This is a genomic window from Kribbella sp. DT2, assembly GCF_049844575.1.
Taxonomy (GTDB): domain Bacteria; phylum Actinomycetota; class Actinomycetes; order Propionibacteriales; family Kribbellaceae; genus Kribbella.
In genome coordinates, this window is record NZ_JBNCLH010000008.1 from 351,340 (window position 1) to 372,261 (window position 20,922).

A 20,922-nucleotide genomic window follows, 5' to 3' on the forward strand; every position below is an offset into this window, starting at 1 on the left:
CACGAGCGACCCGACACCGCCGAGCGGTACGGACGGGTCGCCGAGCGGTCGTGTCAGGGGCGTCCGGCACCCGGTACGTCGACCTGCAGCGTGAGAACCTCGCCGGTGCGCGGGCCGTCGGTGAGCCGGCCGAGGTTGTCGGTGATGCTGTCGCCGGCGCGCCACTCGGCGGTGAGGACGAACAGGGTGTTGCCGCCGAGCGCCAGCGCGAACGGCGCCCGGTGCTCCTCCAGTTCGATGCGCTGCAGCACCTCACCGCCTTCAGCCACCCGTACGACGCCCGAGCCGCCCGTGGACACCCAGATCGCGCCTTCGGCGTCCAGGCAGATCCCGTCCGGACCGAGGCCTTCGGCAAACATCCGGCGGTTGCTCAGCCCGCCGTCCGCTTCGAGGTCGAACGCGGTCAGCTGCCCGGCGAACGACTCCGAGATCACCAGCGTCTTGCCGTCCGGCGTGATCACCATCCCGTTCGGGAACTGGATGTCTCCGGCAACCTCCCGCACCTCACCATCGGGCGTCACCAGCTTGATGTACCCCGGCTTCGGCGCCCCTCCACCGGCGAAGTCGAAGTCCGCGCCGTTCAGGTAGACGTTCCCCCGGCCGTCCACCACGACCTCGTTCCCACCTTGCTCGGCGAGCACCGAGAACGTCCCGTCGGCCTCCTGCCGCCGGAGCTTGTCACCCGTCGTCACCATCCGCCCGTCGGGCAACCAGTCGATCGACCACCCCATCAACCGCTCGACCGGCGTGTCCATGGTCTCCACAGCACCGTCCAGCCCGACCGCGACGATCTGCTGCTCGATCCAGTTCGCGAACCACAACCGCCCGCCGTGCCACCGCGGAGACTCCGGAATCCCCAGCCCACTCAGCAGTACGTCCATGACCAGCCACCTCGTTCTCGTAGGTTTTACCCCTACACGAACGACCGGACCCCAGATCGACAGTCAGCCCCGCAGCATTTCCACAGCCTTCGCGATGCGCCGGGCGCGGGTCTCCGGCTTCTTCGCGTCCAGTACGGCGTTCACTTGCTCGCGACGGTGGGAGTAGCTCAGGCGGTCGAAGGCTTCGCGGAGACCGGCGTCGGCGAGGGCGGTGGCGAGGTCGGGTGGGATCTCGACGGTGCGTTCGGTGGTGTCGCGGGTGACCGTCACCGTCACGGTGTCGCCGGGGGCCTTCGACAGCGTCGTACGGATGCCCTTGAGGACGCCGAGGGCCTGGCAGTCACCCATGGAGACGATCGAGCCCTGGTACGGGACGTCGTCGAAGGTGGCCTGGACGGGGATGCGGGGGCCGCCGCCGAGGGCGGTCAGCACGGGCGCCGGGATCTCGACGTACGCGCCGCCGCCTCCGGCGTCCTGGATCACCGCTACGAAGGTCTCCATGGGGTCAAGCGTGCTCCGGCTGGTCGGTCTTGGCCAGCTTGCTGGGCCACCAGATGTGGCGGCCGATGTCGTGGGACAGGGCCGGGACCAGCAGTGAGCGGACGATCGTCGTGTCGAGCAGCACGCCGAACGCGACCATGAAGGCGATCTGGGCGAGGAACAGGATCGGCAGGACGGCCAAGGCGGAGAAGGTCGCCGCGAGGACGACGCCGGCGGACGTGATCACGCCGCCGGTGACGGCCAGGGCGACCAGGATGCCCGGTCTGGTGCCCTGCTCGATCGACTCCTCGCGGACCCGCGTCATCAGGAAGATCGAGTAGTCGATGCCCAGGGCCACCAGGAACACGAACGCGTAGAGCGGGATCGACGGGTCGGCGCCGGGGAAGTCGAAGACGTGGTTGAAGAACAGCGCGCTGACGCCGACGGTGGCGCCGAACGACAGCACGTTGCAGATCACCAGCAGCAGCGCGGCGGCGACCGACCGGAGCAGCAGCATCAGGACGACGAAGATCACCGCGAGGATGGTCGGGATGATCACCTTCAGGTCGCGCTCGCTGGAGTTCAGGACGTCGAGGTTGGCCGCCGTGTTGCCCCCGACCAGGATGTCGGGGCTGACCGTGTCCAGCTCGCTGCGCAGGTGCTCGACGACCTTGGTCGCCTCGGGCGAGTCGGCAGCGACCTTCAGCGTGGCCTGGACCAGAACCTTGCCTTCGACAACCTTCGGCGGTACGCCGGGCGCGACCGATGCCGAGGCGGTGGCGACGCCGTCGACCTTCATCGCGGTCTGGACGACCTGCGCCGACTGGTCGACCGGCGTGAGGATCTGCACCGGCGTACCGGCGCCGGCGTCGAAGTGCTTGGCCAGTTCCTCCTGGCCGGTGACGGACTCGACCTTGTCCAGGAACAGGTCCTCCTGGGAGGTGCCGGAGGCGTTGAACGTCGGCAGGAACGCGCCGCAGGCCAGCAGCGCCAGCGCGCTCAGCGCCCACACCTTGCGGGGGCTGCGGCCGACCAGCCCGGAGACGCGGCCCCAGAGCTTGCGGCCGCCGACCTGGTCGCGGGCGTGCACGTGGTCGACGCGCGGGATCGACGGCCAGAAGATCCGCCGGCCGAAGGCGAGCAGCAGCGCGGGCAGGAAGGTCATCGCCGAGATCAGCGCGCCGGCGATGCCGATGGCGCCGACCGGGCCGAGGCCCTTGGTGCTGCCGAGCTCGGACAGCAGCAGGCAGAGCAGGCCGAGGATGACGGTCGCGGCGCTGGCGGCGATCGGCTCGATCGAGGCCCGCCAGGCGACCTTCATCGCGTCGTACTTGTTCTCGTGGTCGTGCAGCTCTTCCTTGTACCGGGAGACCAGCAGCAGCGAGTAGTCGGTCGCGGCGCCGACGACCAGGATGAACAGGATGCCCTGGCTCTGGCCGTTCAGCTCGATCACGTCGGCCTTGGCCAGCGGGTAGACGACCAGGGCCGCGAGCGCGAGCCCGAAGACAGCGGTCAGCAGTACGGCGATCGGCAGCACGGGACTGCGGTAGACGATCAGCAGGATCACGAAGACGACAGCCAGCGCGACACCGAGCAGGATCCCGTCGATCCCGCCGAAGGCCACCACGAAGTCGGCGAGCACCCCGCCCGGCCCGGTCACGTAGACCTGCAGCCCGGTCGGGGTCAGTGACTCCTTGATCTCGCCGCGCAACTTGTCGGCGGCCGCGAACAGCACGGTGTCGCTGCCGCTGACCACCTCGTCGGCGCGTTCGCCGTCCAGCTCGACGGTGACCAGCAGCGCCTTCTTGTCCTCGGACGGGATCACCGTCTTGACCGGCGCGGTCAGGTACTCGCCGAGGGTCTTGCCGTTGCCGAGGTCAACCTTCGGGACCTCGGCCAGGAACGCGTTGGTCCTGGCCAGGTCCTCCGGCGTGATCCCGCTGTCGCGCTCGATCAGCACGAAGTACGGCAGTGCCTTGGAGTCGACGAACTTGGCGGCCTGGTCGGAGACCAGCGTGGACTCGGCCTGCTTGGGCAGGAAGTTCGCGTTGTCGTTCTCCTGCACCTCGCTCAGCCGGCCGACCGTCGGTCCACCGAGCGAGCCGACCAGCAGCCAGGCCACCAGTACGACGGCGATCGCCGCCCGCCAGATCCACCGGCCGCCCTTGCGCGGTGCCGCGTGCTCGGCCTGGTGCGGCGGTGCCGCGTGCTCGGCGTGGTGCCCCGAGCTCTGGCCCGCGTCCTGCGGCCGGTCGTCCCCCGTGCTGCCCTGCTGGTTCACCGTGGTCCCCTCATCGGTCTGCCGCCAGCTCTGTGAACCGCACAGTACCCAGCGCCAGGGACCGCAACAGGCCGCCCTCGCCGTGACATCTCCCACCCTGCGTCTGGCTCCTGTCGCGCTGCTTCTCTCACCACCCCGCGGGCGGTGTGCGGAGGCCGTTTCGGCGGCGTAACAACGAGATGACCGCTCGGAAACACCCCGGTCATAGCGTCCTGGCCTAATCAGTGAGGACGACGATCGGAGACGAACGATGACGCTCGAGGCACGGCCGGACACGGTCACTGTCCGCGAACGCACCGGTGCGATCGGTACCGTCGAAGCGCCCCGGCGGGGGCGCTGGATCGACGTCTGGGACCCCGAGGACGCCACGTTCTGGGCCGGCAAGGGGCGCCGGGTGGCCCGGCGCAACCTGTGGCCGTCGATCGTCGCCGAGTTCCTCGGGTTCTCGGTCTGGCAGCTGTGGAGCATCGTCGTCGTCTCGCTCCCGGCCGCGGGCTTCGGCTACAGCACCGACCAGATGTTCTGGCTGGTCGCGCTGCCGAGCCTGGTCGGCGCGACGCTGCGGCTGCCGTACACGTTCGCGGTCCCGAAGTTCGGCGGCCGGAACTGGACGGTCGTGTCCGCGCTCCTGCTGCTGGTCCCGACCACCGGCCTGGCGTACTTCGTCAGCCGGCCGGACACGCCGTTCTGGCTGATGGCTCTGGTCGCGGCGACCGCGGGTGCCGGCGGCGGCAACTTCGCCAGCTCGATGACCAACATCTCCTTCTTCTTCCCCGAGCGGGACAAGGGCTTCGCGCTCGGCCTGAACGCCGCCGGCGGCAACCTCGGGGTCGCGGTCGTCCAGCTCGTCGTACCGGCTGTGATCGTGATCGGTGCCGGGCTGTCGCTGGAGCGGGCCGGGCTGATCTGGCTGCCGCTGATCGCGCTGGCCGCCGTGCTGGCGTGGAAGGTGATGGACAACCTGTCTGCCGCCACCTCGTCGTTCCGGGCGTCGATCACGGCGGCGAAACGGCCGCACACCTGGGTGATCTCGTTCCTCTACATCGGCACGTTCGGCTCGTTCATCGGGTTCTCCGCGGCGTTCCCGCTGCTGATCAAGACCACCTTCCCGGAGGTCGCGGGCGTGCAGCTCGCCTTCCTCGGCGCGCTGGTCGGGTCGGTCTCGCGGCCGTTCGGCGGGAAGCTCGCCGACCTGGTCGGCGGCGCGTGGGTGACGGTCTGCGCGTTCGTGGTGATGGGCGTGGGCATCCTGTCGGCGATCGTCGCGCTGAACGCGGGCAGCTTCGCCGGGTTCCTGATCAGCTTCCTGGTGCTGTTCGTGGCCAGCGGCGCGGGCAACGGTTCGACGTACCGGATGATCCCGGCGGTGTTCCGCTCGACGACGCGTGACCTGGACGGCGGGGTCGACCTGGTCCGGGCCCGGCGCGAGGCGGCGGCGTGCATCGGGATCGCCTCGGCGATCGGCGCGTACGGCGGGTTCCTGGTGCCGCGTGGCTTCGCGATGTCGAGCAGCGCGTACGGCTCGCTGGTGCCGGCGCTGTACTGCTTCTGCGGGTTCTACGTCCTCTGCTTGCTGGTCACGTACTTCTGCTACCTGCGCAAGGGTGGTCCACTCAGCGGGGTGCGCGTGTGACGGCCACCCACTGCCCGTACTGCGCTCTGCAGTGCGCGATGACGCTGTCGCCTTCGCCTGTCGTTGTGACGCCGCGGGAGTTCCCGACCAACCGCGGTGGGCTGTGCCGGAAGGGCTGGACCTCGGCGGCGGTGCTGACCGTGCCGGACCGGTTGACGCAGCCGCTGGTGCGGGACGCGGACGGCGTCCTGGTGGAGACCTCGTGGGACCACGCGCTGGATGTGGTCGCGGACCGGATCAAGGCGCTGCAGACGTCGTACGGCGAAGACGCGGTGGCCGTGTTCGGTGGTGGCGGGCTGACCAACGAGAAGGCCTACGCGCTCGGCAAGTTTGCGCGGGTCGCACTACGGACGGCCAACGTGGACTACAACGGACGGTTCTGCATGTCGTCCGCGGCGGCCGCGGTGAACCGCTCGCTCGGGGTCGATCGGGGCCTGCCGTTTCCGTTGACGGATCTCGGTGGGGCTCAGGCGATCCTGCTGGTGGGGAGCAACCTGGCCGAGACGATGCCGCCGGCCGTCGCGCATCTGGCGGCTGCCCGGGAGGCGGGTGGGCTTCTGGTCGTCGACCCGCGGCGCTCGGCTTCTGCTCAGCTGGGCTTCCACCTGCAGGCCACTCCGGGGAGTGACTTGGCACTGGTGCTGGCGCTGACGCATGTAGTGCTGCAGGAGGGGCTGGCGGACACTTCGTACCTGGCTGCTCGGACCTCAGGGCCGGAGGCGTTGTACCGGTCGACGGCGGCCTGGTGGCCGGAGCGGGCCGAGCGGGTGACCGGCGTACCGGCTGGGGTGATTCGGCAGGCTGCGCGGGTGCTGGCGGCTGCTGCGCCGGTGCACGGGGGCGCTGGAGCGTTCGTGCTCACCGGACGTGGGGCTGAGCAGCACAGCAAGGGGACCGACACGGTCACGGCGTGCATCAACCTGGCGCTGGCGCTCGGGCTGCCTGGGCGGGTTGGTAGCGGGTACGGCTGCATCACTGGACAGGGGAACGGGCAGGGCGGGCGGGAGCACGGGCAGAAGGCCGACCAACTGCCGGGCTACCGGAGCATTGCTGATCCGGCTGCTCGGGCACACGTAGCTGGAGTGTGGGGCGTTGAGCCGGACTCGTTGCCGGGGCCTGGGAAGAGTGCTGTCGAGCTGATCAACGCGCTGGGGACTGCTGGTGGGCCGCGGGCGTTGCTGGTGCACGGGAGCAACCTGCTGGTGTCGGCGCCGCGGCTGGCGGCGGTGCGGGAGCGGCTGGCTTCGCTGGACCTGCTGGTGGTTGCGGACGTCGTACCGTCCGAGACGGCGTTGCTGGCCGACGTGGTTTTCCCGGTGACGCAATGGGCTGAGGAGGACGGCACCATGACGTCGCTGGAGGGACGGGTGCTGCGGCGACGGGCTGCTGTGGCACCGCCTGGTGCTGTGCGGAGTGATCTGGCGGTGTTCGCAGGGCTGGCTTCGCGGTTGGGGTGCTCGGCTTCGTTCCCGGTGGAGCCTGAGGAGATCTTCGAAGAGCTGCGGCGGGCGAGTGCCGGTGGGGTGGCGGACTACTCGGGGATCTCGTGGTCGCGGCTGGATGCCGGCGAGGCGTTGTACTGGCCGGTGCCGGCTGCGGATCATCCTGGGACGCCGCGGCTGTTCGCCGAGTCCTTCGGTACGCCGTCTGGGTTGGCTCGGGTCGTTGCTGTGGAGCATCAGGCGGTTGCTGATGATCTGCGGGCGGATGCGCCGTTGTACTTGGTGACTGGGCGGCTGCTGGAGCACTACCAGAGTGGGGCGCAGACGCGGCGGGTGCCGGAGTTGCTGGAGGCGGAACCGGAGGTGTTTGCGGAGATCCATCCGCGGGTGGCGGCTTCGCTCGGGGTTGCCGACGGTGGGTTGCTGCGGTTGCGGACTGCGCGCGGGTCGCTGGTGTGTCCGGCGCGGGTGACCGGGGACGTGCGGCCGGACACGATCTTCGTGCCGTTCCACTTTCCGGGCGTCAACGAGCTGACCAACGACGCGCTCGACCCGGTCTCGGGGATGCCGGAGTTCAAGGCGTGCGCGGTCGAGGCCTCGGCCGTCGTACGGGCTGAGGTGTTGGCATGAGGGTCGTCGTCATCGGCGCGGGGATGGCCGGCACGCGGTTGGCGGAGCTGCTGGAAGGCTCGCACGAAGTCACGCTGCTCGGTGACGAGCCGTACTACCAGCGGCACCGGCTGACCGAGTACGTCGCTGGGCGGGCTGCGGAACCCGGTGCGCAGGCGCTGCTGCCGGCGCCCGCTGCCCCTGCGGGGGCCCGGGTGGTGCGCGGAGCTCGGGTTGTGGTGGACAGGGTCGGTGAGGAGCACATCTACGACCATCTGGTGTTTGCGACGGGTGCTGCGCCTGTTGAGGTTGCGGGTGGGCAGGTGCTGCGGACAGCCGCTGATGCTCGGCGGATCGTCGAGGCAGCGGTTGGTGCTCGGCGGGTCGTCGTACTGGGTGGTGGTGTGCTGGGCGTCGAGACAGCGTGTGCCCTGCGGGAGCGGGGGAATGCGGTGACGCTCGTGCACGACGGCGAGACGTTGCTCGACAGCCGGGTGCGGGCGACGGCTGGGCGGCAGGTCACGCGGATGGTGCGCCGGCTGGGGATCGAGGTGGTGCTGCAGGCGCGGGTGCAGACGACGGAGACGCGGGACGGGCGGTTCCGGGCGCTGGTTCTGGCGAGTGGGCAGACGGTCTTCGGTGATCTGCTGGTGAGCGCTTGTGGCGTTCGGCCCCGTGTCGAGTTGGCTGCCGGGCTGGCGATCGGGGCCGCGGGTGGGATTGCGGTCGACGCGTCGCTGACGACGGCTGATCCGCGGGTGCACGCGATCGGGGACTGCGCCGAGGTCGACGGGGTTGTGTCCGGGACGGTTGGTGCGGCGTGGGATCAGGCTGAGGTGTTGGCGGAGCTCCTGAGTGAGCGGCCGGTGCGGGAGTTGGCGCCGGAGGTGCTGCGGCTGACCGCCGGTGGGCTGGAGGTGATGGTCCTCGGTGATCGCGAGGCCGACGGGGACGTCGTACGGCTTGCTGATGGGGAGCGGTACGTGCGGGCCGTGCTGGTCGACGGCGTGGTGCGGGCGGCGGTCGCGGTGGGGGCGCCGGAGGTGGCGGCCGAGTTGGTGCTGCTGGCGGACCGGCGTACGGCGGTGGTGCCGGAGACGTTGCTGGGGGCAACAGAGGCGCCGGCGCGGAGGAAGGCGCCGGTGTGCCGGTGCAACGGGGTGACGCGGGCTGTGATCGAGGCGGCGTGGAAGGCCGGTGCCGACAGTGTCGACGGCATCGCGGCACGGACCAGAGCGACCACCGGGTGCGGAAGTTGCACCGGCGCGGTGGGCGAGCTTCTCGAGCGGCTTCGGCGTGGTGAGGCCGATCCCGTCCCAACCAGGAGGGCGACGATGACAGAGCTTGGCAAGGCGAAACACCTGGTGGTCGTCGGCGGCGGTATGGTCGCGCACCGGCTCGTCGAGGCGCTGCGATCGCGGGACACCGGTGTCGCGTGGAGGATCACGGTGCTCGCCGAGGAGCCGCGGCTGCCGTACGACCGGGTCGCGCTGACGAGCTACTTCTCCGGGCGCGATCCGCACGACCTCAGTTTGGGCGAGCCGGAGCTCTGGGACGATCCGGCGGTCACCTTGCGCAAGGGTGTGGTGGTTGCGGAGCTGGGCGTCGAGGCGAAGGCGGTGCGGACTACGCGGGATGAGGTGATCGCGTACGACGAGCTGGTGCTTGCGACCGGGTCCAGTGCGTTCGTTCCGCCGGTGAAGAACAGCGATGCTCAGGGCTGCTTCGTGTACCGGACGATCGACGACGTCGCCGCGCTGCGCACGTACGTGGAGCGCCTGCGGACCGAGCGATCAGAAGTTCGCGGAGTGGTGGTCGGCGGTGGTCTGCTGGGGCTGGAAGCAGCCGGGGCGCTGCGTGCTCTGGGTGCGTCCACGGAGGTGGTGGAGTTTGCGCCGCGGTTGATGCCTTTGCAGGTCGACGAGGGTGGCGGCAGTGCGCTGGCCCGACTGATTCGGGGGCTTGATGTCGGCGTCCGCACGGCGACCCAGACGACTCGGGTCAAGCTCACCACACAGGGGTCGGCTCGGGCGATGGCGGTTGCTGACGGCCCTGATCTGCCGGCTGATGTGGTGGTCTTTGCGACTGGTGTTCGGCCGCGGGACGAGCTGGCTCGGGCGGCTGGGTTGGCGGTCGGTGAGCGCGGCGGAGTGGTGGTTGACGACTCGTGCCGTACGGCGGTGCCGGGCGTCTGGGCGATCGGTGAGGTCGCCTGCATCGAGGGGCGGGTCTGGGGCTTGGTCGCGCCGGGCTACGCGATGGCCGAGGTCGTCGCCGACCGGCTGCTCGGCGGTGCGGCGACGTTCCCCGGCGCGGACTCGTCGACCAAGCTGAAGCTGCTCGGCGTCGACGTGGCGAGTTTCGGCGACGCGTTCGGTGCGACCGAGGGCGCGCTCGACATCGTGTACGCCGATCCGGTCGCGGGGGTGTACAAGAAGCTGGTGCTGTCCGACGACGCCCGCACGCTGCTCGGCGGGATCCTGGTCGGCGACGCCTCGGCGTACGCGGCTCTGCGCCCGATGGTCGGACGCGAGCTCGGCACCGACCCCGCGTCGTACCTGCTGCCCGAAGGCGCGCAGCCGGTCAAGCTGGAGCTGCCGGACGACGCGCCGGTCTGCTCGTGCAACAACGTTGCCGCGGGCACCATTCGGTGCGCTGTGCGGGACGACGGGTGTGGCGATCTCAAGTCGCTGTGCTCCAGGACTCGCGCCGGGACGAGCTGTGGCTCCTGCCTGCCGATCGTGAAGAACCTGCTGAACGCCGAGCTCGCCGCGGCCGGTGTCGAGGTGAGCAAGGCGCTCTGCGAGCACTTCGCGCTGTCGCGCGCGGAGCTGTTCGACGTCGTACGGGTGACTGAGCTGCGGACGTTCAGCGAGATCGTCGAACGGCACGGGACCGGCCGCGGCTGCGACATCTGCAAGCCGGTGGTCGCGTCGATCCTGGCCAGCGTGGACCCGGGCGGGCACGTACTCGAGGGCGAGCGCGCGACGCTGCAGGACACCAACGACCACGTGATGGCCAACATCCAGAAGGACGGCACGTACTCGGTCGTCCCACGGATCCCCGGCGGTGAGGTCACGCCGGAGGGTCTGATCACGATCGGCGAGGTCGCGCGGGACTTCGGGCTGTACACCAAGATCACCGGCGGGCAGCGGGTCGACCTGTTCGGCGCGCGGATCGAGCAGTTGCCGGCGATCTGGGCGCGGCTCGTGGACGCCGGGTTCGAGTCCGGTCACGCGTACGGCAAGGCGTTGCGGACCGTGAAGTCGTGCGTCGGTTCGACGTGGTGCCGGTACGGCGTACAGGACTCTGTGGGGATGGCGATCGCGCTGGAGCTGCGGTACCGCGGGCTGCGGTCGCCGCACAAGCTCAAGCTCGGGGTCTCCGGGTGCGCGCGGGAGTGTGCCGAGGCGCGCGGCAAGGACGTCGGCGTGATCGCGACCGAGTCCGGCTGGAACCTGTACGTCGGCGGGAACGGCGGGATGACGCCGCGGCACGCGCAACTGCTCGCGTCCGACCTGAGCGACGATCAGTTGCTGCAGGCAATCGACCGGTTCCTGATGTACTACATCCGGACCGGGGACCGGCTGCAGCGGACTGCCGTGTGGATCAACGAGATCGACGGTGGGCTGGAGCACGTGCGCGACGTCGTACTGAACGACAGCCTGGGGATCGCTTCGGACCTCGATGCGGCGATGGCCGCGCACGTCGACTCGTACGTCGACGAGTGGCGCGCGACGCTGGACGACCCGGCGAAGCTGGCGCGGTTCGTGTCGTTCGTGAACGCGCCGGACCAGCCGGACGCCGATCTGCGGTACGTGGTGGAGCGCAGCCAACCCCGGCCGGCGACGCCGTCCGAGCGAGAACTGGAGCCGGTGCTGCTGACCGGCCCGCGACTGGAGGTACGCCGATGAGTGTTGTCACGGCCGCGACCGTTGTCTGCCGCTACGACGACCTGCTGCCCGAACGCGGCGTCGCGGCGTTGCTCGGCGGGCGGCAGATCGCGCTGTTCCGGACGTACGGCGGCGAGGTGTTTGCCCTGGGCAACCAGGACCCGTTCAGCGGGGCGAACGTGCTGGCGCGGGGGATCGTGGGGAGCCGGGGCGAGGTGCCGACGGTGGCGTCGCCGATGTTCAAGCAGGTGTTCGACCTGCGGACGGGAGCCTGCCTGGACGACCCGGCGGTGGCGGTGGCGGCGTACGCGGTGGAGGTCGTGGACGGGCAGGTGCTGGTGAGCTTGGGTGAGGATCTGGAGGCGCGCGGCGGAGGTCAGGTGGCTGGGGCCGGGCGGGTGGACGATCTGGTCGGTGGGGTCGGCGGGGCTGTTCGTGGTGGGTCTGATGAAGGCTAAGCCGGGGCCGCTCAGCGGCTGCACGATCGCGGTGACCGCGCACCGGCGGGCCGAGGACCTGATCGCGTCGTTCGAGCGGCGCGGCGCGAAGGTGCTGCACGCGCCGACGCTGCAGATCGTGCCGGCTCCGGACGACCAGGCGCTGATCGAAGCGACCCGGCGGGTGATCGCGAACCCACCGCACGACGTGGTGGTGACGACCGCCGTCGGCTTCCGCGGCTGGGTCGAGGCGGCCGACACCGCCGGGCTGGCGGCCGACCTGCTCGGGACGCTGGAGCAGTCGCGGCTGCTCGCCCGCGGGCCCAAGGCCCGGGGCGCGATCCGGGCCGCCGGGCTGGTGGAGCACTGGTCGGCCCGCTCGGAGACCACGGCCGAGGTGGTCGAGTGGTTGCGCGACCAGGGTGTGGTCGGGCGGAAGATCGTCGTACAGCTGCACGGTCTGTCGGACCCCGGGCTGCAGGACGCGCTGCGGCAGGCTGGGGCGTCGGTGCGTGGGCTGGAGGTCTACCGCTGGGGCCCGGCGCCGGATCCTTTGGTCGTCGAGCGAGCGATCGGGCAGATCATCGGCGGTGCCGTGGACGCCGTCGTCCACACGTCGGCCCCCGCTGCCCAGGCGCTCCTGGACGCGGCTGCGTTGCACGGCCAGTACGACGCCCTGGTCGCCGTACTGCGTACTGGTCGGGTCCTCAACGCGTGCGTGGGTCCTGTCACCGCCGGGCCGTTTGTTGCCTTGGGCCTCGATCCTCTGGTCCCCGATCGCTACCGGCTGGGCGCGCTGATCCGCAGCGTCACCGAGCGCCTCACCGACGACAACGCCCGCTCGATCGAGACCACCTTCGGTCAACTCGTCATCCGCGGCGGCGCCGCCGTACTGGACGGTGTGGTCCTGCCGCTCGGTCCTGGTCCCCGAGCAGTCCTGTCCGCCCTCGTCGACGCCGGGGGTGACGTGGTCTCCCGGCCCGAGCTGCTCGCGGTCCTTCCCGGTGCCGAGGACGTCCATGCGGTGGAGGTCACCGTCAATCGGCTGAGGACGGCCGTCGGCCGTCCGGAGCTGGTGCGGACGGTCGTAAGGCGTGGCTACCGGTTGGCAGTCGAGCCGGCGGCTGCCGACACGACCGACCCACTCGCGGAGGTGCCGCGATGAGCGATCTGCTTGCGGAGGGGCCACGATGCCGGCTTGCTCGCGGAGGTGCCGTGATGAGCGACCTCGTCGCGGCCGCGCACGGGACCGCCGATCCTCGGGGGATCCGGGTCGTGCACGCCCTGGTGCGGGAGATCGCCCGCCAACGGCCGGAGGTCGCGGTCTCCCTGGGCTTCGTCGACGTCGACCACCCTGCCCTCTCGCCGCTGGTCGGCCGAGTGGTTGCCGACAGCAATCACGCGGTGATCGTCCCGCTGCTGCTCAGCTCCGGCTACCACGTCACCCACGACGTGAACGCCGAAGCCGCCCGCCATCCAATGGCCGTCACGGCGGCTGCCCCGCTGGGCCCGCATCCCGTCCTGGCGCGGATTCTCGCCGACCGCCTCGAACTGGGGGACGTCGATCGGGTCGTGCTGGCAGCCGCCGGATCCTCGGACCGGCGGGCGTTGGTCGATTGCTCGGCGGTCGCCGCAGATCTGGCCGAGGTGGTGGATCGGCCGGTGGAGGTCGGGTACGTGTCGGGTGCTGGTGAGCGGCTGGGCGCCGTACTGGACCGGATGCGCGGACGCGTGGCGGTGGCGACGTACTTGCTGGCCCCTGGGTTCTTCGCGGATCGGGTGGCGGCGCTCGGTGAGCGGGCCGGCGCGAGGGTGAGTGAGCCCTTGGGAGCCGACCCGCGGCTGGCCGCGCTCGCGCTCCACCGGTACGACGAGGCGCTGCGGGTGACAGCCGTCGCTGGTTCGACGACCCGCTGTGGCTGGAGACCCGCGGCTGTCTGACGGAGGGCCTACGCTTCTGCCCGTGGGGATCTTCGACAAGTTCAAGCGCCGCAAGGACGCCGCGGAGGAGTCGCAGGCCGCTGCGGGCGCGTGGTCTGCCAGTGGCGCGCAGCAGGCTGCCGATCCGCAGGTCGCCGGCCAGCAGGCCGCCGTACAGCAGGTTGCCGAGCTGCGGGAGCAGGTCGAGCTGTGGGTGCGGCCGGGGTTTCTCGGTCGGGCTGACGTGCTGGAGTATGCACGGGACTTTCGTGACGACGACCAGGTGCCGGTGGACGACCAGGACCTCGAGCAGCTCGTCGAGGACGTGTGGCAGGCACGCCTCGCCGAGCAGGCCTCCTGGCCGGCATCCACCGACGCCGATCGGGTCGCCGCGGCCTTTGCGGAGCTCGACGCGAACGGCGTGGTGGCGCGGATGAACTTCACGTGCTGCCAGAACTGTGGTGTCACCGAGATCGACGACGAGCGGCCCGACGACCGGCCGTCCAGTGGGTACGTCTTCTTTCATCAGCAGGACGCCGAGCGGTTGGCGGAGGAGCCTGCTCAGCTCTACCTGGCGTACGGGACGCTTGATCCGGAGCAAGGGCGGGTCGCTGAGCAGGACGAGGCTGTCGGGCGACGGGTTCAGGAAGCACTGCTGGCGCAGGGGTTGCCGGTGGAGTGGGACGGCTCGTCGACCGCTCGCATCTCCGTGGGCCCGCTGACCTGGCGGCGTCGGCTGTCCTAGGGGGTGTAGTCCAGCTCGATCTCCTCGCGGAGGTAGTGGGACTCGAGGGCCTCGGTGAGGGTGAGGAGCTGGGCGCGCAGGGTTTCGGTGGGGGTGGTGCCGAGGTTCTCCGCGGTGGCGATCAGCGCGGTGTTGAGGGTGGCGACCGCTTCGTGGTCGGCGCGGAGCTGGTCGATGGTGGGCTTGAGGTGCGGGAAGTCGGCGGCGAGCGTGGGGAAGACACCGTTCTCGTGGTCGTGGTGGGCGTGCAGGGCGCTGCAGAAGGTGAGGCAGTTGCGCTGCAGGTCGTCGAGAGCGACGGCCGGCTGGGTCTCGCCGGTGTCGACGGCGGCGCGGAGCTCGGCGAGCTGGCGGCGCAGGCCGTTGTGGATCTCGCGGAGCTGGGTGGCGGCGGCGTTGAGGCGGGTGGGTTCCAGGGCGACGACCTGGATGGTTCGGGTGGTGCCGTCCTGGTAGGCCTGGAAGGCAGGGTTGCGGCGGGCCTGGTCGGCGTACAGGCGGTCGCGGTCGGGGCCGGTGATCTCGGTCGCGACGGCTTCGCAGCGGGCGTTGCCGAGCTCGATGGTGACGGCCGGGTGGGCGCGCAGGTTGTGCAGCCAGGCGGGCGCGGCCGGGCTGCCCGCGTTGGTGGCGAAAACGATCAGGCGGCCGGCGTCGGCGGCGTACACGGCGGGGGTGGTGTGCGGCCGGCCCGAGCGGGCGCCGGTGGTGGTCAGCAGGAGCAGCGGTGCTCCCTCGAACGGACCGCCCACCTGTCCACGGTTGGCGCGGAACTCGTCGATGACCGGGCGGTTGAAGTCGCTCACGGGGATACCCTCACGATGGCAGGAATATTAGCTTTGCAAGCAAAATAGTTTTAAGGACAAAGGTATGTCAAGCGTCGACGAGAGCATCCGCACCTTGCTGCTGCTGATGCCGCGCGTGGTCGGACGGGCCAAGCGGATGAAGATCCCTGACGAGCTGGCCGGGATGAACCTCGCGCCCAGGCACCTGTCGCTGTTCGCGTACCTGCTCTTCGACGGCCCGCTCGGCGTGAACGACCTGGCCGAACGCCTCGAGGTCACGCCGGCCACGGTGAGCCTGATGGTCGGCGACCTGACCCGCCAGGGCATCCTCGAACGCCGCGAGGACCCCACCGACCGCCGCCGCGCGATCGTCACCCTCGCCGACGCCCACCGCGAGGCCATCGACCACTGGCTCGCCCGCAGCGCCCGCGCCTGGCGCCAGGCCCTCGACCCCCTGACCGACGAGCAACGCCAGCTCTTCATCCAGACCTTGAGGACCTATGAGGACGCCATCTGACGCCGGAATCCGGCACGTGCTGCTGGACGCCGACGGCGTACTGCAAGACCTGCCCGGCGGCTGGTACGCGGCGATGGAGCCGTACGTCGGGGAGCGGGCCCGGGAGTTCCTGGACCGGACCTGGGCCGACGAACTGCCGATGCTCGCCGGCCGCGGCGACTACCTCCCGATCCTCGCCGCGACGCTGCAGGAGTACGGCGTCCTTGCGCCGCTGGACGAGGCGTACGCCGCCAACATCACCGCACGCAACGTGGACGGTGCCAGGGGCGCCGGTCTCATCGCCGAGCAGTGGGACTTCACGCAAGGCCACGACGTACTGCGCGACCTCTTCGCGGCGCACGGCGTCGTGGTCGGTGCCTGACGGACGCTCAGCTGCTCCTGGGCCGGGTTAGCGGGATCTGAGGTTGTCGAGGTCGGCCTGGCAGCGGCGGGCGACGTCGGCTAGGTCGTCGAGGGTCTGGTCGAGGTCGCGGCGGCGTTGTTCGAGGTCGGCTCGGCGGACGGCGATCTGGTCGAGGAGGTAGACGAGCTGGCCTTCCTCGCCGGGTTCGGCGTCGTACATGTCGACGATGGTGGCGATCTCGTCGAGGGAGAAGCCGAGGCGTTTGCCGCGCAGGATCAGGGCCAGGCGGACGCGGTCGCGGGGGTGGTAGACGCGGGCGGTGCCGCGGCGTTCGGGAGTGAGCAGGCCGCGGTCCTCGTAGAAGCGGATCGTGCGCAGCGTGACGTCGTACTCGGACGCCAGTTCGGTGATCGTCCAGGTCCCTGACTCGGCACTCACCGGAATATTGTGCACCTACGGCATCGTGCTTTACGTTTACGTAAGCGTCAACTACGAGCCGGGAGCACAGAGATGTCGTTCGAGTTGTCCGAGGAGCACCGCGCGTTCCGCGCCAGCGTGCGCGACTTCGCGCAGGCCGAGATCACGCCGTACGCCGCCGAGTGGGACCGCAAGCACTACTTCCCGGTCGAGACCGTGCAGAAGATGGGCAAGTTCGGCCTGTTCGGGCTGACCGCGCCCGAGCAGTACGGCGGCGCCGGCGGCGACTTCACCAGCCTGTGCGTGGCGATCGAGGAGATCTCCCGCGCGGACCAGTCGATGGGCATCACGCTCGAGGCGGCGGTCGGGCTCGGGATCAACCCGATCCTGACCTACGGCACCGACGAGCAGAAGCAGACCTGGCTGCCGGACCTGGTCGCCGGGCGCACGCTGGCCGGGTTCGGGCTGACCGAGCCGGAGTCGGGCTCGGACGCCGGCGCCACCAAGACCCGTGCGGTGCTCGACGGCGACGAGTGGGTGATCGACGGGTCGAAGCAGTTCATCACCAACTCGGGCTCGGCCATCACCTCGGTCGTCACCGTCACCGCCCGCACCGGCGACCGTCCCGACGGGCGGCCGGAGATCTCCACGATCATCGTCCCGACCGGTACGCCGGGCTTCGTCGCCGAGGCGCAGTACGACAAGCTCGGCTGGCACGCCTCCGACACCCACCCGCTGTCGTTCGCGGGCTGCCGGGTGCCGAAGGAGAACCTGCTCGGCGAGCAGGGCCGCGGCTTCGCGCAGTTCCTGGCGACGCTCGACGACGGCCGGGTCGCGATCGGCGCGGTCGCGCTGGGCTGCATCAAGGCCTGCCTGGAGATGTCGGTCCAGTACGCCGGGGAGCGCAAGACGTTCGGCGTACCGATCGGGCAGAAGCAGGGCGTGGCGTTCCAGATCTCCGACCTGAAGGTGATGGCGGACGCGGCCGAGCTGCTCGTCTACCGCGCGGCGGCGTTGAAGGACGCCGGAGCGCCGTACAAGGAGTTCAAGCAGGCGGCCGCGGTCGCGAAGCTGTACTCGAGCGAGGCCGCGGTGACCGCGACGCGGATCGCGACCCAGGTCTTCGGTGGGTACGGGTTCATGGAGGAGTACCCGGTGACCCGGTTCTACCGCGACGCCAAGATCCTGGAGATCGGCGAGGGCACCTCGGAGGTGCAGCGGATGCTGATCGCCCGGGGCCTCGGACTTCCGGTCGAGTGACAGGATTGCGTTCATGACCCGCGATCACTGGACCGAGGTGAAGGTCGCCCACGAGGCGACCATGGCCCCGACCGAGAAGGCCAAGGCCAAGCTCGACTCGCAGAACAAGCTGTACGTCCGCGACCGGATCGCGCTGCTCGTCGACGAGGGCAGCTTCGTCGAGGACGCGCAGCTGGCGAACGCGCTCAACCCGGGCCTGCCCGCGGACGGCGTCGTCACCGGGCGCGCGCTCGTCGACGGCCGGCCGGCGCTGCTGGTCGCGAACGACCCGACCGTGAAGGCCGGGTCGTGGGGTGCGCGCACGGTCGAGAAGATCGTCCGGATGACCGAGGTCGCGCTGCGCGACGAGCTGCCGATCTTCTGGCTGATCGACTCCGCGGGCGCCCGGATCACCGACCAGGTCGACCTGTTCCCCGGCCGGCGTGGCGCGGGCCGGATCTTCCACAACCAGGTCGCGCTGTCCGGCAAGGTGCCGCAGATCTGCTGCCTGTTCGGACCGTCGGCCGCGGGGGGCGCGTATATCCCGGCGTTCTGCGACCTGGTGATCATGGTCGACGGCAACGCCTCGATGTACCTGGGGTCGCCGCGGATGGCCGAGATGGTCGTCGGCGAGAAGGTGACGCTGGAGGAGATGGGCGGCGCCCGGATGCACACGTCGGTCTCCGGCTGCGGTGACCTGCTGGCGAGCGACGACGCCGAGGCGATCGAGCTGGCCAAGCAGTACTTCTCGTACCTGCCCGGTTCGTGGCAGGTGCGGCCTCCGTCGTACGACGCCTCGCCGGCGGGTCGGGACTTCACCCGGGACCTGGTGCCGGCCGAGGAGTCGGTCGGGTTCGACATCCACGACGTGATCGACGCGCTGCTCGACGCGGACACGTTCTTCGAGCTCAAGCCGGCGTACGCGCCTGAGCTCGTCACGGGGTTCGGGTTGCTCGCTGGGCAGGTCGTCGGGATCGTCGCGAACCAGCCGGCCGTCAAGGGTGGCGTGCTGTTCGTCGACTCCGCGGACAAGGCGGCCCGGTTCATCTGGTTGTGCGACGCGTTCAACGTGCCGCTGGTCTATCTGTGCGACGTACCGGGGTTCATGATCGGCTCCGAGGTCGAGCGGGCCGGGATCATCCGGCACGGCGCGAAGATGATCACCGCGGTGTCCGAGGCGACCGTGCCGACGGTGTCGGTGATCGTCCGGAAGGCTTACGGCGCAGGGCTCTACGCGATGTGCGGGCCGGGGTTCTCGCCGGACGCGTGCATCGCGCTGCCGACGGCGAAGATCGCGGTGATGGGTCCGGAGGCGGCGATCAACGCCGTGTACTACAACAAGATCCAGGAGATCCCGGAGGAGACCGAGCGGGTCGAGTACGTCGCGAAGCTGCGCGAGGAGTACGAGACCGACATCGACATCCTGCGGCTGGCCGCGGACCTGGTGATCGACGCGATCGTCGAGCCGGAGAACCTGCGCGAGGAACTGATCGCACGGCTCGCCGCGGCGCAGACCAAGGACCGGCACTTCAGCACGAAGCGGCACGGGGTGCCGCCGGTCTGAGCCCGGGGCTCAGGCCTGCCGGAGGAGTTCGGGCAGGGTCGACAGGTAGGTCTGCAAGCCGGAGCGCCAGCTCGTGGCCTTGGAGCTGCGGACTGGGTCGAGGGTGTCCTCGGCCCAGTCGTCGAGCCAGCCTTCGGCCAGCCAGCCGATCGCGCCGGTGACGCGGTGAAGCGCGGTGGTCGCGGGGCGGTGCCCGTACGCCGTGTAGAAGGCAGGCGGGATTTCGGCGCCGAGCAGGTAGACGTGTTCCTCGAGGGCGGCGATCTCGATCCCGGGATCGCCGACCTGGGGTGAGTCCCAGTCGATCAGCATCGTCCGGTCGGGGCCGACGATCAGGTTGGCCGGGTAGACGTCGCGGTGAAGGAGGGCGGTCGGGGTTTCGCGCAGCTGGTCGGCGTACTGGTCGATCAGGGCGTGGAGCTTGGGCAGGTGATCGCCGACGAGCTCGAGGCGGGCTTTGTCCAGGAGCTCGTGCTGGGTGCGGACCGGGTCGGTGAGGTCCAGGTCGAAGGTGCCGTTGCCGAAGGCACCGGTCAGGCGCTTGGGGAAATGGACGGCGTGGAGTCGGCGGAACGCCGTACCGACCGAGTGCCAGGCTTGATCGGTCATTCGGCGCTGCTCGATGAGGGTCAGGAGCATGTCGCCGGGAGCGTACTCGTACAGGCCGGCCTCGGCAGTTGCCGCGAGCAGGGCGGGCGCGGGGACGTCGTAGGCCGCGAGGAACTCGGCGCGGCGGTAGAGGATGTGGGTGGGCGAAGCAGGCGCGCCCGTGGCGGAGGACGGATCGGGCGCGGCGGGGGAAGGGGACGCATACGAGGCGGGGCGGTGGCGGAGGACGACCTCGCGGCCGTCGGTGAGCACCGCGTGCAGGATCTCGTGGTCGAAGCCGTAGCCGGTCAGGGGAGTGGCTGAGGCGACCGCGGGCAGGCCGGCCTCGGTGACGAGGTGGTGCAGGACGTCCGTCGCACTGGCCATGGCCGGAATTGTCTCGGAGGTTGGTTTGGGCGCCTAGCGGTTTTACGCTCGATGGCATGAGGGCTCCTGAGCGTGGGGCGTTGCCGTTGTGGCCGGCTACGACGCTGGGCCAGGCCTATGGGCGCGTGACCGAGGTCGTCCAGGGGCTGTCCGACGCGGACTTCGCACGGCCGACACGCTGTGAGGGGATGGCCGTCGGGGCGCTGCTGGTGCATCTGCTGTACGACGCGGAGCGGGCGCTCGCCGCGTTCGCGACGCCGTCGGTGGAAGAGCCGGACCGCGACTTCGTGTCGTACTGGAAGGACTTCCCGCCGGGCCCGGGTGGGGACACGTCGTTCGTGCAGGTGGTTGCCTCGGCGTACCAGCGGCCCTCGGTCGGGCTGGTCGCGCACTGGCGGGAGCTGTCCGAGGCAGCGGTTCGGGCGGCTGCGGTTGGGTTGGCGGACAAGGGCAAGCGGGTCGAGACGCAGGGGCACGTGCTGGCGGCGAAGGACTTCGTGGCGACGCTGATCCTCGAGGCGACCGTGCACCACCTCGACCTGGTCGTCGAGCTGCCGGACGCGCCGGAGCCCGATCCGGAGGCGCTACAGGTGACCGCGCGGACGCTCGACGGGCTGTTCGGGCCGGAGGCGTGGGACGTGATCGGGTGGGACACCACGACGTACGTGCTGAAGGCAACCGGGCGGGTGCCGCTGGACGCGGCGGACCGGGAGATGCTCGGGGCGCACGCGGAGCGGTTGCCGTTGATCGGGTAGTTGGTA

At 70.3% G+C, this 20,922-nt stretch carries 18 protein-coding genes; 12 read left to right on the plus strand and 6 right to left on the minus strand.

The genetic code is table 11. The features are described from left to right. Nucleotides 1-53: 53 nt before the first annotated feature. The 3 genes from ACLQ2O_RS31715 to ACLQ2O_RS31725 form a co-directional block, all read right to left on the minus strand. Nucleotides 54-881 (minus strand): SMP-30/gluconolactonase/LRE family protein, encoded by an 828-nt coding sequence (locus ACLQ2O_RS31715; RefSeq protein WP_425838819.1) that lies wholly within the window; start codon nt 879-881, stop codon nt 54-56. 63 nt (nt 882-944) lie between these two features. Further along, entirely contained in the window at nt 945-1,382 is a 438-nt protein-coding gene (locus ACLQ2O_RS31720) for a YdeI/OmpD-associated family protein (protein ID WP_425838821.1), read from the minus strand. A gap of 4 nt (nt 1,383-1,386) precedes the next feature. Beyond that, nucleotides 1,387-3,642 (minus strand): MMPL family transporter, encoded by a 2,256-nt coding sequence (locus ACLQ2O_RS31725; protein ID WP_425838824.1) that lies wholly within the window; start codon nt 3,640-3,642, stop codon nt 1,387-1,389. A gap of 250 nt (nt 3,643-3,892) precedes the next feature. On the opposite strand from ACLQ2O_RS31725, the gene ACLQ2O_RS31730 reads away from it, so the two are divergent. Genes ACLQ2O_RS31730 through ACLQ2O_RS31760 form a run of 7 tightly spaced genes read left to right on the plus strand, consistent with a single transcriptional unit; the run spans nt 3,893 to nt 14,321 of the window. Further along, nucleotides 3,893-5,275, plus strand: a complete 1,383-nt coding sequence (locus tag ACLQ2O_RS31730) for an MFS transporter (protein ID WP_425838827.1) — start codon at nt 3,893-3,895, stop codon at nt 5,273-5,275. After that, nucleotides 5,272-7,347: a molybdopterin oxidoreductase family protein gene (locus ACLQ2O_RS31735; RefSeq protein WP_425838830.1), complete on the plus strand. Its 2,076-nt coding sequence runs from the start codon at nt 5,272-5,274 to the stop codon at nt 7,345-7,347. The genes ACLQ2O_RS31730 and ACLQ2O_RS31735 overlap by 4 nt, the downstream gene beginning before the upstream one ends. Then, nucleotides 7,344-11,240: a nitrite reductase large subunit NirB gene (gene nirB, locus ACLQ2O_RS31740; protein WP_425838833.1), complete on the plus strand. Its 3,897-nt coding sequence runs from the start codon at nt 7,344-7,346 to the stop codon at nt 11,238-11,240. Before ACLQ2O_RS31735 ends, nirB begins: the two co-directional genes overlap by 4 nt. Continuing rightward, nucleotides 11,237-11,677, plus strand: a complete 441-nt coding sequence (gene nirD / locus ACLQ2O_RS31745) for a nitrite reductase small subunit NirD (RefSeq protein WP_425838836.1) — start codon at nt 11,237-11,239, stop codon at nt 11,675-11,677. Before nirB ends, nirD begins: the two co-directional genes overlap by 4 nt. Continuing rightward, the gene (locus ACLQ2O_RS31750) at nt 11,667-12,821 is read left to right on the plus strand and encodes a uroporphyrinogen-III synthase (protein WP_425838839.1); all 1,155 of its coding nucleotides are present in this window, start codon (nt 11,667-11,669) and stop codon (nt 12,819-12,821) included. The genes nirD and ACLQ2O_RS31750 overlap by 11 nt, the downstream gene beginning before the upstream one ends. Nucleotides 12,822-12,874: 53 nt before the next feature. Next, nucleotides 12,875-13,597 (plus strand): sirohydrochlorin chelatase, encoded by a 723-nt coding sequence (locus ACLQ2O_RS31755; protein ID WP_425838842.1) that lies wholly within the window; start codon nt 12,875-12,877, stop codon nt 13,595-13,597. A 22-nt stretch (nt 13,598-13,619) separates the two neighbouring features. Beyond that, complete coding sequence (locus tag ACLQ2O_RS31760) at nt 13,620-14,321, plus strand: DUF6891 domain-containing protein (protein WP_425838845.1); 702 nt, start codon at nt 13,620-13,622, stop codon at nt 14,319-14,321. Here the strand turns inward: ACLQ2O_RS31760 and ACLQ2O_RS31765 are convergent. Next, nucleotides 14,318-15,127, minus strand: coding sequence for a nitroreductase/quinone reductase family protein (locus tag ACLQ2O_RS31765; protein WP_425838848.1), 810 nt, complete (start codon nt 15,125-15,127; stop codon nt 14,318-14,320). The genes ACLQ2O_RS31760 and ACLQ2O_RS31765 overlap by 4 nt on opposite strands. 64 nt (nt 15,128-15,191) lie before the next feature. Between ACLQ2O_RS31765 and ACLQ2O_RS31770 the strand changes: the two genes are divergently transcribed. Beyond that, nucleotides 15,192-15,623 (plus strand): MarR family winged helix-turn-helix transcriptional regulator, encoded by a 432-nt coding sequence (locus tag ACLQ2O_RS31770; protein ID WP_425838851.1) that lies wholly within the window; start codon nt 15,192-15,194, stop codon nt 15,621-15,623. Beyond that, nucleotides 15,607-15,984, plus strand: coding sequence for a hypothetical protein (locus tag ACLQ2O_RS31775; protein WP_425838854.1), 378 nt, complete (start codon nt 15,607-15,609; stop codon nt 15,982-15,984). The genes ACLQ2O_RS31770 and ACLQ2O_RS31775 overlap by 17 nt, the downstream gene beginning before the upstream one ends. Nucleotides 15,985-16,011: 27 nt before the next feature. On the opposite strand, the gene ACLQ2O_RS31780 is transcribed toward ACLQ2O_RS31775, so the two are convergent. Continuing rightward, nucleotides 16,012-16,404: a MerR family transcriptional regulator gene (locus tag ACLQ2O_RS31780; protein WP_425838857.1), complete on the minus strand. Its 393-nt coding sequence runs from the start codon at nt 16,402-16,404 to the stop codon at nt 16,012-16,014. A 72-nt stretch (nt 16,405-16,476) separates the two neighbouring features. Between ACLQ2O_RS31780 and ACLQ2O_RS31785 the strand changes: the two genes are divergently transcribed. Beyond that, the gene (locus tag ACLQ2O_RS31785; RefSeq protein ID WP_425838860.1) at nt 16,477-17,643 is read left to right on the plus strand and encodes an acyl-CoA dehydrogenase family protein; all 1,167 of its coding nucleotides are present in this window, start codon (nt 16,477-16,479) and stop codon (nt 17,641-17,643) included. A 13-nt stretch (nt 17,644-17,656) separates the two neighbouring features. Continuing rightward, a complete protein-coding gene (locus ACLQ2O_RS31790; RefSeq protein WP_425838863.1) occupies nt 17,657-19,186 on the plus strand; it encodes an acyl-CoA carboxylase subunit beta in 1,530 nt (509 codons plus the stop codon). 9 nt (nt 19,187-19,195) lie between these two features. Here ACLQ2O_RS31790 and ACLQ2O_RS31795 read toward each other — a convergent pair whose 3' ends face one another. Next, a complete protein-coding gene (locus ACLQ2O_RS31795; RefSeq protein ID WP_425838866.1) occupies nt 19,196-20,161 on the minus strand; it encodes a phosphotransferase in 966 nt (321 codons plus the stop codon). A 56-nt stretch (nt 20,162-20,217) separates the two neighbouring features. Here ACLQ2O_RS31795 and ACLQ2O_RS31800 point away from each other — a divergent pair, with 56 nt between their 5' ends. Next, the gene (locus ACLQ2O_RS31800) at nt 20,218-20,916 is read left to right on the plus strand and encodes a maleylpyruvate isomerase N-terminal domain-containing protein (protein WP_425838869.1); all 699 of its coding nucleotides are present in this window, start codon (nt 20,218-20,220) and stop codon (nt 20,914-20,916) included. Nucleotides 20,917-20,922: the final 6 nt, after the last annotated feature.